We start from the raw sequence: 13700 nt of genomic DNA on the forward strand, positions 1-13700 counted from the left end.
GCGGGTACCTATTGGCTACGCCAGCAGATATTGGCATCAAGTGCAAAAGAGGTTGGCGTTACGCGTTGACTCGACAACAATAGCCGGATCAGCTGAAAGCTGGTCTGGGCTATCTTTTCGCTGTCCTGGGCAACGGAATCAATATTAAGCGGCAGACAATCCAGCAGATCATGGTTATCAAAGGTTGCCAGCCGCATTTCTTTGCTTTCCAGCGCCTCCAAACAGTTGTGCTCTTTCAGGTAACGTAACACCCCTTCAAGCAAGGTGTACGAGGCAGTAAACAAGGCTTCTGGCAAGCGCCCAAGCTCCTGATGCAGTTGTTGCATCATTTCATAACCCGATTCCGGCTGATAGTCACGGTGACGGATCCACTCGGGGTTTTCTTCGATGCCAGCCCGCTTCAGGCCCAGCTCGAAACCCGCCAAACGGTGACGACTTGGAGACAGTTCTAACTGACCGCCGAAATAATAAAACTCGGAGACAGGGGAAACCGCGATTTTCTCAATTAGATCGGCCGTCACTTTGGCTGCATCCGTCAACACCAGAGGCAATGCTGACTGGCCAATATGCCTGTCGAGCAGCAAAACCGGGATCTGCTTGGTCAGAGTCTGGTAGAACTCATCAGATGTTTGGCTAGAAGCTACGATCAAGCCATCAATCTGACGACGGACCAGGCCATCGACGACCTGACGCTCAACGTCCGGATCATCTTCCGAGCAGGCAATCAACAATTGCAGCCCTGCCTGGCGACAAAGCTTTTCCAATTCACGAGCAATCGAGGCAAAACCAAAGTTCGTCAAGTCGGGAATAACCAAACCAATTGCATCAGAGCGGTTGGCCTGCAATGACTTTGCATGCAGATTCGGCGAATAGTGGTTTTCTCTTGCGACAGCCATCACCCGTTCACGGGTTTCTTCTTTGATCCTGAACGTCGATGCTCGACCATTGAGAACCATACTTGCTGTTGTTTTAGAGACACCCGCCAATTTGGCAATGTCGGCAATTGTTATACGTTTTCTTTCTTCCACGACTAAACCGTTTTAGCTGCTACCATCAACCTATTATCTGGCCTATTAACGCGAATGGAAAGCAAAACGAATTAAAACTGGCTTTGGATCAAAAGAAATTAGGCAGGGTTAGTACTAATTCTGGGCTATCAAGGCGTTAGTCACATTTTAGAATGGACTTTCTTTATCAAGTTCACCGCAGATGCCGGCGTTTATAGACAAAAAAAGCCAGCAAGAAACACCTGCTGGCTAGATAGACTCACTCTTCAAACGGAGGATTCAGTTCCTCGGTACGGTTACAGCCTCAATGCATTGAGCTTCACCTGAGCCTGACCATACACGGAATCAAGCGGATAGGCAGTGTCGTCAGACACAGTACCGGCCGGTTTGCCTGTCAGGATCTCAATCGCCTCGGTGACATGGCTGATAGCCCAGATCTGAAATTCTCCTTTCTCTACGGCAGCTACGACATCTTTACGGAGCATCAAGTTGTGTGCATTCGACTTGGGAATAATCACACCTTGTGTTGGCTGGCGACCTTTGATGCCACAGACATCGAAAAAGCCTTCAATCTTCTCATTTACGCCACCAATTGGCTGAGCCTCCCCGAACTGGTTCATAGAACCGGTGATAGCCACATCCTGTCGTATCGACATGCCCGAGAAAGCGGAGATGATTGCACATAGCTCAGCCATCGAAGCACTATCGCCATCCACCCCGCCATATGACTGTTCGAAAGTCAGGTGAGTGGTCAACGGGATCTTCTTCGCCTTGCCAAAAATGGAGGCAAGGTAAGCCGACAAAATCATGACACCTTTGGAGTGAATACGGCCACCAAGCTTCACATTGCGTTCGATATCAAACACTTCCCCTTCACCATAAGCCGTTGTCGCAGTAATGCGATTAGGGGCACCGAACTGGTAGTCCGTCGTCGAGATGACAGACAAACCATTGATTTGGCCAACGACCGAGCCTTGAGTATCAATCAAAGTAGTGCCGTTGGTGAATGTCTGCATCACATGATCTCTGAGCCTGCTGACCCGCTTCTCCTGACTCTGCAACGCCTGCTCAACATGGTTAGCGCGGATCATGGTGGCTTTCGACGATTTCGCCACGTAATTACTTTCGCGCAGCAAGTTGGCAATATCGGCAGAATGCAGTGACAGTTTGTTCTGATCATCCGCCTGGCGTGAACTGTAATCGATGATCCGGGCAATCGCCTTTCTGTCGCAATGCAACATTTCGCTGTCATTCACAATACTGGAGATAAAACGGGCATACTGCACTTCAGATTCGTCGGTACGCGGCATCTCATCTTCAAAATCAGCCGTCACTCTAAACAGTTCGCTAAAATCAGGATCGTAGTGCTGAAGCAACTGGTAGGTCTGATAGTCTCCAAACAAGATAATCTTCACATTCAGCGGAATATCTTCCGGCTCCAGCGAAATGGTGCCCGACAGCGTCACCTCACGCTCCAGTGAACTCACATTCAATTTTCTGGCCCGCAATGCACGCTTCAAACCATCCCAGACATAAGGACGTTCCAACACTTTCACCGCATCCATAAGCAGCACGCCGCCGTTTGCCCGGTGCAGACTGCCTGAACGGATCAGAGAAAAATCGGTAAAGACCGTTCCTTTGTAGGTGGCATTTTCCACATAGCCAAAGATGGAGTGATAGCTCGGACTGTCTTCAACCACGATAGGAAATTTCTGATCCGGCTGGCTCACCACCACATTGACCTGATAGCGCCGCGGCATTTTCTTGTCGAGCGCCGCATAGGCAAGCGCGACCTGCTCTTCGCTCTCTTCGAGGAAGATATCCAGATTATCCAGAATATCTTTCTGCATTGCAGTCAGATACGCCTTGACCTCAGATTGCCCTTTATAGGCCTCTTTTAGCGGCTTGATAAAGTGCACCACCACATCGAGGGCGACTTCTTCATTAAGCTTCTGAATTTTATCAGAGAACTCTTCTTCCAGCTCGGTAAGCTGACGAACGATACCACGAAGCTTTTTCTCCAGATCGTTAATCGTCTCTTCGAACTGTTGCTGCTCGTCTTCGGACAGTTTGGCAAAGCTCTCTTCGGTATGGGGTTCCTCACCGTTCAGCGCCACCAGCTGATACTCACCCTGAGTGGTCAGCGACAGGCTGACACTCTTCTCTTTTGCCTCATTGGTCAGGGTTAGCAATGAGCTTTCCTGCTTCTGGGTCAGCTGGTTTTTCAGCGTTTCGGAACGGCTGTAATACATTTCGTTGTCGAATGCCAACGGCAGGGCCTTGACCAGCCTCAGCATCAACTTCTCGATTTCTTTCTTGAACTTCTGCCCGGTCCCTGCCGGCAGCTTGAGCACTTTCGGGCTACGCGTTTCCTCGAAATTCGCGACATAGCACCAGTCATACAAAGGCACGCCATTGCCATTCGGATCATGACGGTTCAGATAACGAAGTACCATGGTACGCTTGCCAAGGCCATTTCGGCCGATAGCATAGATGTTATAGCCCTTCTCTTTGATCGACATAGCAAACTCAACGGCCTGCTGTGCCCTTTCCTGCCCGACAATTTCGTCAAGCGGCGTCAGGTTCTTGGTCGACTTGCAATCAGCCGCCAGTCCATTCAATTCTGATGCGCGATACAGCTTGTCACTGCTTAGAGGTGTAATTGACATAAAGATCCCTCTTTTTATGACATAAGTTACCTCCAGTGTAGACAGTAAATTATTATCTTTTAGTGACTTATCTACCGTTTAGGGGGGCATTGGCACAACTTCCGGCGCGATCGCTCACTTTATAACCATATTCTGCACGTTTTGCAGTGGCCTACGTTACGAATAGCGCAGTACTTGCCTTGAGCTACCGCTCTGCGTTGTGCTTTGATAGAATGCCGCGCTCTTTCACACCTGGTATGCGGAAAACATCGATGAAAAAAGCCCGAGTCACAATTGGTCTAAGTAACCCCAAAAGCCCTTCTAACGTCGGTGCCGTCATGCGTGCTGCAGGGTGTTACCGTGTTGATTCGGTCTGTTATACCGGTAAACGTTACGAACATGCCGCAAAATTTCACACCGACACCAATAACATCTCGGAAAAAATCCCGCTTATCGGGACGGACTCGCTGCTCGATGGCTTGCCTGACGAGACAAAAATTGTGTGTGTAGAGCTGGCTGAAGGCGCGATTCCCCTGCCGCATTTTCAGCATCCGGAAAACGCAATGTATGTCTTTGGGCCGGAAGACGGATCGATTGCGCAGGATGTCGTAGACAGAGCTGATGCCGTTGTCTATGTCCCGACAGTTGGCTGTATGAATCTGGCAGCGACTGTCAACGTGTTGCTCTATGACCGCCTGGCAAAGTCCGAAGAAATGCTAGCTGGCGATGAACTTATCCGCCAAAGCCGAGACAACCGCAATCGTCTGATTGTGAAAACCCAAGCTCCAGCAACAGCAACTGAATAAGCCATTCATAAACGTTATCTGATCCACGAAAAGCAGGCGCACTCTCAGCACCTGCTTTTGATTTTACACACACCGCTCTAGTGCCAAACTCGGCATCTCAAACTCAAACCAAGCCAGCCATTTTGTTATTAAACGCTACAAGTATTCTTTATGGCGATTACTACCAATTACCTTGACTTAACAACTACTTATTACAAGACGCATTAAACCTTACTTTTTACAAGGCCATGCTGCTTTTGTGTGATGAATGTTTGGTTGCGAGAAATATTAAACAGATATCATGTGCAACCAAATTTTTTATTTACCTTAAACGCTGTCATCAAGGAGATTGATGTGTTTTTTGTTGAGTTTTTAATTGTACTCGTCTGTATTTTAATCGGGGCGCGGATCGGTGGTATCGGTCTGGGTGTCATGGGGGGCGTTGGCCTTGCCGTCTTAAGCTTCGTGTTTGGCTTGCAGCCTACCAGCCCACCTATCAATGTGATGCTGATGATCATGGCAGTGGTTGCCGCGGCGGCATCCATGCAAGCTGCCGGTGGTCTCGACTTCCTGATCAAAATCGCCACTAAGATCCTGCGTAAAAACCCTAAATACATTACTTTTATCGCGCCGGTTGTTACCTACGTCTTCACTATGATGGCGGGTACAGGCCACGTTGCCTATTCTGTTCTTCCGGTTATTGCGGAAGTCAGCCGTCGCAGCGGCATTCGTCCTGAACGCCCGATGAGTATGGCGGTCATTGCTTCCCAGTTCGCCATTGTTGCCAGCCCAATCGCTGCTGCCGTTGTTGCACTGGTTGCCTTCCTTGAGCCTCAGGGGATCACTCTTGCCGACGTGCTATTGGTCACCATTCCGGGCACCAGCCTTGGTCTGACGGCTGCCTGTGTCATCGTCAACAAACTGGGTAAAGAGCTTAAAGATGATCCTGAGTATCGTCGCCGCATGGAAGATCCAGCTTTCCGACAGGAAATGGAACAAGAAGTGCAGGTTGAAGAGCTTGAAGTGAAACCTGAAGCCAAAAAAGCTGTTTCACTGTTCTTATTCGGTTCTTTGGTCGTCGTTCTGATGGGGGCCTTCCCGTCACTTCGTCCGAGCTTTGACGGCAATGCGATGGGCATGGCCCATACAATTGAAATTGTTATGCTGTCTATCGCCGCCCTGATCATCCTGATCTGCAAACCTGACGGTTATGCCATCACCCAAGGCTCAGTGTTCCATGCCGGTATGCGCGCCATTGTTGCTATTTTCGGTATCGCCTGGCTCGGTGACACCTTCATCGGCGGTCATGGTGTGATGGTGAAAGAAACGGTTGCCGGTCTGGTCGAAATGGCTCCTTGGACCTTCGCTTTTGCGCTGTTTGCACTTTCTGTCATGGTTAATAGCCAAGGCGCAACAACGGCTGTACTGGTACCGGTAGCCATCACCCTTGGCCTGCCGCCGGAAGTGATCATCGCGACTTTTGTTGCTGTTAACGGTTACTTCTTCATTCCGAACTACGGCCCGATCATTGCGTCAATCGACTTTGACCGTACGGGTACGACCAACATCGGTAAGTTTATCTTTAACCACAGCTTCATGATCCCGGGTCTGCTAAGCATGGTATTCAGTATTATGTTCGGCTTCCTGTTTGCCGGTATCGTACTGTAATTAAAAGCACTTCCTATCCAAGCCCTGCAATCGCAGGGCTTTTTTATATGCAAATTACTAATCCGATAGTTTGTATCCCTACAGCCATCATGCACTCATGAACCAGTTTTGATTACGTATCCTGACCCAGGCTATTTAAAATCGACCTAACCTTTTGCTCATTTTCTTCGTACTCGGTTAAGGCCTGAATCACACTAAGGCAATCCGCGCTCAACCGATACCGATTGGTATATTGCACATCGGTATAAATCGCTGCTGGAAAGTCATCGGGTATACCCAAAGGTTCAATATGACCAGCTGACGGGTTCTGGTAATTCCGGTGATGCTTGAGATTCGGCCAACTGATTAGTTCGACCGCCGCCTTGGCAATGCCAACCATCCACCCCTCCTGGACTTCCTGCGGAGAAAGGTCGAAATAGCTGTCGGTACTGACATCGGCATCAAGCCAGCTTTGCACGGTGGTAAGGTAGTGTTGATGATCATAGTCTTCTATCAATTCGCTGACAGCTGAAGACTGAAAGGCAAAAGAAGCATTGAGCTGGTAGAGCTCTGCAAGTGTCATGTTACTGAGTGCTGCCAGGGCAACCTCAAACGCCCTTTCATGCAATCTGGCTTCGACAGCCAAACGCTGTTTCTCTTCATTCAGGCGCTTTTCCTTTAAATGCCTAATGCGATTTTTACCATCTTCAATCAGCTGCTGTGCCTGCTGCAGGACATCAATTTCTGCTGACGAATAGAGTTCGTTAAGGTCAGATAAAATAACATTTTTGATAATATTGGATGCGGTGGTCGCTTTCGCCTGTTTGCTTTTCAAAGCCTGGCTGTTTGCAAAATCGAGCATGATCAATCCCCCAATATCAAAACCACGATAGCTATGCTGCCTATGCAACAAAGGCATATGGTAAGTGCCAACTAACACCTTTATTGCAAACTCCTCTGCCGATGGACTCTCCTCTTCACGTTTGGCTGTTATCTCTAGTGTAGACAAAAAACTCTATTTTTTAGTGATTTGCCTCGTAAATGAATCGGAAACACAAAAACTAATAAGCACCTCCCTCTTTGGGAAGGCGCCTGAGAACTGTCTTTCAGCTATACCGCACTCCAATCAGTCGGCCTTCACTTCATTTGCAACTTTCTGCAGAGACCGCAGAAACAATGTTATCTAAATAATATAACCATAATTAATCTAAGCAGTATTTTCTCTTACCAGCTATATATGTTTCCTTTATGTTTTGTTGTCCACCCATAATCATCAATGAAAATAATTTATCTTCCAAGTCATTTGAATTATTGACTCTAAGCTCTTGGAGATCATTTACAGCCCAGTCTATTACTACGAAATCGGCAACTTTGCCTTCTGTAAAACTACCAACTTTATCATCAATACTCAGAGCTATAGCTCCACCTAATGTTGCTAAGAAAAAACCTTTAAGTGCGGATAATTTATTACCCTCGAGTAGATTTACCTTATAAGCCTCATTAAGAGTATCTAACTGGCAAAAACTAGTTCCAGCCCCAATATCAGTACCTAAACCAACACGAATATTTTTCTCTTCCGCTTTTGACAACTTAAATAAACCACTCCCTAGAAATAAATTCGAAGTAGGGCAAAAAGATATTACAGAGTTGGTTTTAGAAATATCATCCCATTCATCATCAGTTAAATGGATAGAATGTGCAAATACAGACTTATCACCAGACAAGCCATAATAATCATAAACATTAAAATAGCTTTTTCTTTCTGGATATAATTCTTTTACCCACTCTATCTCATTTCTATTTTCACATAGATGCGTATGAACATAAACATCTGGATATTTCTCTTTTAGCTTACCAGCTAAAGTCAGCTGTTCCCTTGTTGACGTAGGTGCGAACCTTGGTGTAATAGCATATTTTAATCGTTTCCTGCTATGCCACTTATTAATTAGGGCTTCTGATTCAATATAACTCTTATCAGCAGTATCAAGTAAATAGTCTGGAGCATTTCTGTCCATCATTACTTTTCCTGAAATCAAAAGCATATTTTCATTCAAGGCCTCTTCAAATAAGGCTTCTACTGATTCAGTATGAACAGTACCAAAAACTAAGGCAGAAGTTGTCCCATTCTTCAATAATTCTCTAATGAAAACCTTTGAAATCTTCCTTGCATAGTCTATATCAGAAAACTTTTGTTCGGTCGGAAATGTGTATGTCTCCAACCATTCTAATAGTTGTTCTCCATATGAGCCAATCATTTCTGTTTGAGGGTAATGAATATGTGTATCTATAAAACCAGGAACAACTAAATAACCTCTTTTATCTTCTATGTTTTCAAATCGTTTTTCATCCTCATCACTATACTCTCTTAATTCAATTATTCTACCCTTCTTAATAATCATCAACCCATCATTAAGAAACTCATAAGAACTTAGTTTATTACTACATTTCGATGGGTCTTCAATGAAGTGAAGAAAACTAGAGCGAATTACCAAATCTAAACTATACATATATACCATGTAAATAAAAATCACTCTAAATAATATGAAGCAATGATGAACTCAAGATGAACATTCTGTTAATCATGAGTTTATTGAATTAAGTCAACTATGTATTGACCACCGCACCAACAGTGGTCGGAGCTCTTAACCACCCAAAATACTGATAGCATTCCTTATAAAGGATAATAAGAATAATTATTAAATAGGAGGAATATATGAAACTGGTACACCAATTGCCAATGCCCCCAATCGATGGATTTCTTGGTCATGTTTCATATCTTCAAAAGCCGAATGTTCATCAGCAACTTCTAAAATGGGTTAACGAATATGGCACAAGTTTTCGTTTAAAGCTGGGAATGAAAAATGCGTTGGTATTAGCAGAGCCTGAGCTTATTAAAGGCGTACTAAAATCACGCCCAGACCAATTTAGGAGATTGAAAAACATTGAAAGTGTATTTGATGAAGCAGGCTTAAACGGCATTTTTTCAGCCGAAGGTACTCGATGGAAACATCAAAGAAAACTCACAGAGCCAATGTTTCAACCAAGTCACCTTAAGCACTTTTATCCAAAGTTAAGCATAATTACCGAAAGGTTACAAAAACGATTTTCTGATCTTGCTGATTCAGGCGAAATCATAGAGTTGCTTGATGAGTTTAAACGATACACTGTTGATGTTACCTCTTTACTCGCTTTTGGAGAAGATTTTAATTCTATTGAACAAACAGAAACACCTCTCACGCAAAGTATTAACCATATTTTTCCTATGGTAAACCGACGATGTAAGTCGCCTATTCCACTATGGCGTTTTTTCAAAACCACTCATGATAAACAGTTTGATACAAGTCTAACTTATGTTAAGCATTTTGTTTCTGGCTGCATTGAAAAGCAACGAACTCTAATTGCAACAAATCCTGAGCTAGCAAAAGAACCTGAAAATATGTTGCAAATCATGATTACCGAGCAGAAGAAAGACGCAACATTTAGCGATCAGGATATACTTGCAAATGCAATGACCCTGCTACTAGCAGGAGAAGATACAACAGCAAACACTTTGACGTGGATGTCATACCTGCTCTGTTATAACCCCAAAGCAGAAATATCTCTTACGTCAGAATTCGAAAGCTTAGAAGAAACCAAGTATCTTGCATGGCCAATACCCCGGCTACCTTATCTAACAGCAGTCATGTACGAGGCGATGCGCCTTAAGCCAGTAGCTCCACAACTTTATATAGAACCACTCTCAGATACTTTCATTGGAAGTATTAAAGTTAAAAAAGGCACTCCTATATTTGTTATGCTGCATGCTAATGGTTTTAACTCTGATTTATTTGATTCTCCTGAGTCCTTTTCACCTGAACGCTGGCTAGGGAAGAATAGAGCATCTTTCTCTAATATTCAGCCATTTGGAACCGGAGCCAGACTGTGTCCTGGACGCTCATTAGCCATAATGGAGATTAAATTGGCATTTCACGCTCTTTTCAATGAATTTATTATTGAGCCTCAGCAATCAGCAGATGAAGTAGTAGAGAACTTTGCTTTTACCATGTCACCCGTTGGCTTTAAAGTTCGGCTAACAAAGCGTTAAATACTTTACTTACTATTAGACCAACGTACCATTTATAATCTATCTCTTGTTCATAATCCAATGTTCAAGAGATTTATAAATACACTTTATATGGTTATCACTAGTTAAATTATCAAGCAATTTACAACTATTATAAGTTCAGCCTTAATTAAGATAGCTTTAAAAATATCGCTTATTTTTTTTGATTATACTACCAACCATACACCATACTCTCAAAGCGGCTATGTATTTCTATAAAATAATTTTTATAGTTCGCCTAATTTTTTAAGAGGTTACCAGTACTTTAGTCTTGTTAATATTATTTTATATGATGATAAAATTACATAATCCTCATGCAATAATATCTATTAAATTACCTATATAATAGTATAATAATCGATAGATAATCCTATTGAATTTTATTTAAAAGCCGTAGCAATGTTAACGGTTTTTATTCATTAAAATAAAAAACTTGATGATATCTTTATTAAATCTAAGTGGCAACCAAGCTAAGCCTTGTTACCACTTAGGTTATTAAGGCGCGTACTGTGCAAATACTTCTGCTTCAGTCATGTTTTGGGTGTCATTACTGAAAGCATAATACTCAGGCTTCTTATCGATAAAGATTTGGTGATCCATCTTCATCTCATCTTGCTGATCAAGAATACCAGCCGTAATGATATGCTGGCTCTTCTCCTTCAACAGGTAGAACAAATGTGTCCCGCACTCCTTGCAGAAGGCGCGCTCAGCCCACTCCGAAGAGGCGTAACGACTGACAAACTCTTCACCATTAATCACGACTTCTGATCCGCCATCAACGGCAAGGAATGGCCCTCCTCCCCATTTACGGCACATACCGCAATGACATGCTCCGACATGCAAATCAGCGGCTTTAGCTTCAATTGTCACTTTACCGCATAGGCAACTGCCAGATACCGCTTGCTTCTCACCCATATGTCCTCCTTGTCTTGTTCAATCTAATAAATCATTACGACAATAACTGTATATATATACAGCAAGGTTGTTCAACTATAGATATGAAACACTGTGATCAACATGCCAGTTTATAGTTGATATCAATAGCCTGTCATCCTAATGCCACCCGATTCTGTCACTTCATCGAGTCGGTAAGCTCGCGCCAGTTCAGCTCATACTCATGCCGGTTTATCACCGCTTCTATCACACAGCGAATAACCTTATGGTGCTCGTCAAACTCAGCCTGTGTCACAATTTATATCCACTCCCAGCTTCTCCAAAAAAACACCCTGGCTGCTTGGCAAGCAACCAGGGTGTGATGTATCTACCGAAAGAAAACAGGCAAAAGCTGGCTATACCAACAATCGGCTTCCCAATGCCTTGGCCTGTTCATCATCAACAACCGCCTGTACTGAGATATCCATATCATTGTTCCACTTCAGCGCATAGGCTGAAACCGCCTCGATACTATCTGACTCGCAGATTGCAACGCCCGTTCCGCTGACCAGATCATGCCAACGTCCAATCATCTTGATCTCTTCCCCCATCATGGCCTGATCCTGCTCGGTGGTAAGCTGAGAAAAGTGAGCCAGCGTCGCATGAAGCTTGCCTTGGTGTAACTGCCAGGTAATTAAAAATGTCATCATCAGTACCTCGTTTTAGCACTGAGGATAAGTATAGATAAGGAGATGCAATGCCTGAGACACTACGCCTGAAATACTATGCCTGTGATTCTAAGCTAGAGCATGGAGTACTCAGGCCCCTAGAACGACACGCAGTTAACACCAAGGTGTTTGCCTACTAGCCTCAAGCAGTAGGGATACAATCGGCAGAGAAACATGCCCTGTCAATCAAAGCTTGTGCCTCTGATACCGGGAGCGCCTTGTCAAAATAATATCCCTGGGCACAGTCGCAACCGAGTTGTGTTAATAATTCCCGCTGCTCTTGTGTTTCAACCCCTTCTGCAAGCACCTTGACCTGCAACACGCGGCTCAACGCTATAATCTGCCGGGTAAATTCACGATCCAGCTCCGTATTACAGATATTCTCTATCAAGGTACGATCCAGTTTGAGTTTGTCTAACGAACGGCAGAAAGTTCGAATTAAGTTCAACGAGGAATAACCCGTGCCAAAATCATCCACAGCAATGTTGATCCCAGCGCTTTTGAGCTGCGTTATATTGTCCCTGAGCATGCTAATGTTCTTCGCTGTTGCTGTTTCCGTGATTTCGATTTCAATCAGCTCTGTCGGGCATTGGGTTGTATTTATGATCTCTATAATCCGTGAGACAAATGTCGTCATCTCGATGGTCTTAAAAGATATATTGATTGCAATACGAGGGGGATTAATACCATTTTCTCTCCATTCAACAATTTGTCTGCAGACCTGATTAAATACCCACAAATCAAATTCAAAATGCAAACCAATATCTTCAGCAACCCCCACAAAAACATCCGGAGGAATATAACCCAGCTCATTATGTTGCCAGCGAGATAATGCCTCGAAACCAATCAGTGCTCCACTGCACAAATCATATTGTGGCTGGAAATAGATCTTTATCTGGTTTTGTTCTATTGCCTGTGGCAGTTCTTCAATAATGAGCTTCTTAAAAACCAAATCATCTTTGGTCTGTTCCGTCGCCAGACAATATTTAGATGTGCTGAACTTCTTCGCTTCTCGCATAGCAATTTCAGCCGCCACTTCCATCGCATGATAGCTGTCGTAAATAGCACTTTCAGCACTGACACCAATGCTGAAGGATTTACTCACCTGATGGCCGCCCTTGAGCTTCAGCTGCATAGCCGCGACATCACAAAGTCGGAGGCAAATCTGGCGAACATACTCATCAAAGACATCGCTTGTCAGCCCATTGTATGCTTCAACCAACACGCCAAACTTTGCATTCGAGTAGCGAACTACCAGCCCTTTGCCGTTGAGCTTCTCCTGGAGTGTTTTTCCCAACATCCACAGGTAATTGTCACCAATATCGAAGCCATAACGAAAATTTATCGTCGAAAAGTTATCTACACAAAAAACAATCAATGCCATCTGCGGTTTTTGCGCATCTGGCAGGCGAAGTAAGTACTCAGCTTTCGAGCGTATTGCCCAACCATTAGGCAATCCCGTAATCGGATCAACCGACTTATTTTCGACGACCCTAAAATATAGCTCAAACTCTCCAGGAGCATCCGCCCGAGCCTGACATTGCACGTCGACTGGCAGTGCATAATGATGCTTGTCTTTAAACGCAGCTCTAACGCAACTCTTCTGAGCTTTGTCAGTAATATAGTCAGCAATGTTTTCATTACTGACTGTGTCTTGTGTGTCCGTATCGATCACGGACAAAACAAAATGCAGCTGATTGCCTATTATTTCAGACTCAACATAACCAACTTGTTCTGTAAAAGCGTCATTACACGCAATTACAATACCATTGTTAATCGTTAGCACTGGTAATAGCGAATATGCAATATCACTCATTAATGCACTCGTTAATATTTTTCTTATTAATATTCAGAGGAACACTGCCTCAGCATTATTTTCACTATGATACAGGACTTTTCCATTGAGCTGT

At 44.2% G+C, this 13700-nt stretch carries 11 protein-coding genes; 3 read left to right on the plus strand and 8 right to left on the minus strand.

Going from position 1 to position 13700, the window contains the following annotated elements:
* Positions 1-8: 8 nt before the first annotated feature.
* Both BIT28_RS12780 and BIT28_RS12785 read right to left on the minus strand, forming a co-directional pair.
* A complete protein-coding gene (locus tag BIT28_RS12780; protein ID WP_075764257.1) occupies positions 9-1028 on the minus strand; it encodes a LacI family DNA-binding transcriptional regulator in 1020 nt (339 codons plus the stop codon).
* A gap of 275 nt (positions 1029-1303) precedes the next feature.
* Positions 1304-3676: a Lon protease family protein gene (locus BIT28_RS12785; protein ID WP_075764259.1), complete on the minus strand. Its 2373-nt coding sequence runs from the start codon at positions 3674-3676 to the stop codon at positions 1304-1306.
* A gap of 251 nt (positions 3677-3927) precedes the next feature.
* Here BIT28_RS12785 and BIT28_RS12790 point away from each other — a divergent pair, with 251 nt between their 5' ends.
* Together BIT28_RS12790 and BIT28_RS12795 are read left to right on the plus strand one after the other, a co-directional pair.
* Positions 3928-4461 carry an RNA methyltransferase gene (locus BIT28_RS12790; protein ID WP_075764261.1) on the plus strand — a complete coding sequence of 178 codons (534 nt, stop codon included), beginning with the start codon at positions 3928-3930 and terminating at the stop codon, positions 4459-4461.
* Positions 4462-4794: 333 nt separating this feature from the next.
* Positions 4795-6108, plus strand: coding sequence for an anaerobic C4-dicarboxylate transporter family protein (locus BIT28_RS12795; RefSeq protein ID WP_075764263.1), 1314 nt, complete (start codon positions 4795-4797; stop codon positions 6106-6108).
* A gap of 112 nt (positions 6109-6220) precedes the next feature.
* Here BIT28_RS12795 and BIT28_RS12800 read toward each other — a convergent pair whose 3' ends face one another.
* Both BIT28_RS12800 and guaD read right to left on the minus strand, forming a co-directional pair.
* The gene (locus tag BIT28_RS12800) at positions 6221-7096 is read right to left on the minus strand and encodes a hypothetical protein (RefSeq protein WP_139310466.1); all 876 of its coding nucleotides are present in this window, start codon (positions 7094-7096) and stop codon (positions 6221-6223) included.
* A 193-nt stretch (positions 7097-7289) separates the two neighbouring features.
* Positions 7290-8603, minus strand: a complete 1314-nt coding sequence (gene guaD / locus BIT28_RS12805) for a guanine deaminase (protein WP_075764267.1) — start codon at positions 8601-8603, stop codon at positions 7290-7292.
* A gap of 197 nt (positions 8604-8800) precedes the next feature.
* On the opposite strand from guaD, the gene BIT28_RS12810 reads away from it, so the two are divergent.
* Entirely contained in the window at positions 8801-10171 is a 1371-nt protein-coding gene (locus BIT28_RS12810; RefSeq protein WP_075764269.1) for a cytochrome P450, read from the plus strand.
* Positions 10172-10684: 513 nt separating this feature from the next.
* Here BIT28_RS12810 and BIT28_RS12815 read toward each other — a convergent pair.
* The 4 genes from BIT28_RS12815 to BIT28_RS12825 form a co-directional block, all read right to left on the minus strand.
* Complete coding sequence (locus BIT28_RS12815) at positions 10685-11104, minus strand: GFA family protein (RefSeq protein ID WP_075764271.1); 420 nt, start codon at positions 11102-11104, stop codon at positions 10685-10687.
* A gap of 157 nt (positions 11105-11261) precedes the next feature.
* The gene (locus tag BIT28_RS29310; protein WP_217696628.1) at positions 11262-11378 is read right to left on the minus strand and encodes a TIGR02450 family Trp-rich protein; all 117 of its coding nucleotides are present in this window, start codon (positions 11376-11378) and stop codon (positions 11262-11264) included.
* 100 nt (positions 11379-11478) lie between these two features.
* Positions 11479-11772, minus strand: coding sequence for a DUF3303 domain-containing protein (locus BIT28_RS12820; RefSeq protein ID WP_239413760.1), 294 nt, complete (start codon positions 11770-11772; stop codon positions 11479-11481).
* A 160-nt stretch (positions 11773-11932) separates the two neighbouring features.
* On the minus strand, positions 11933-13606 hold the full coding sequence (locus tag BIT28_RS12825; protein WP_075764275.1) for a putative bifunctional diguanylate cyclase/phosphodiesterase: 1674 nt from the start codon (positions 13604-13606) through the stop codon (positions 11933-11935).
* Between the last annotated feature and the right edge of the window lie 94 nt (positions 13607-13700).

The organism is Photobacterium proteolyticum (assembly GCF_001939735.1).
In the GTDB taxonomy this organism is placed as follows: domain Bacteria; phylum Pseudomonadota; class Gammaproteobacteria; order Enterobacterales; family Vibrionaceae; genus Photobacterium; species Photobacterium proteolyticum.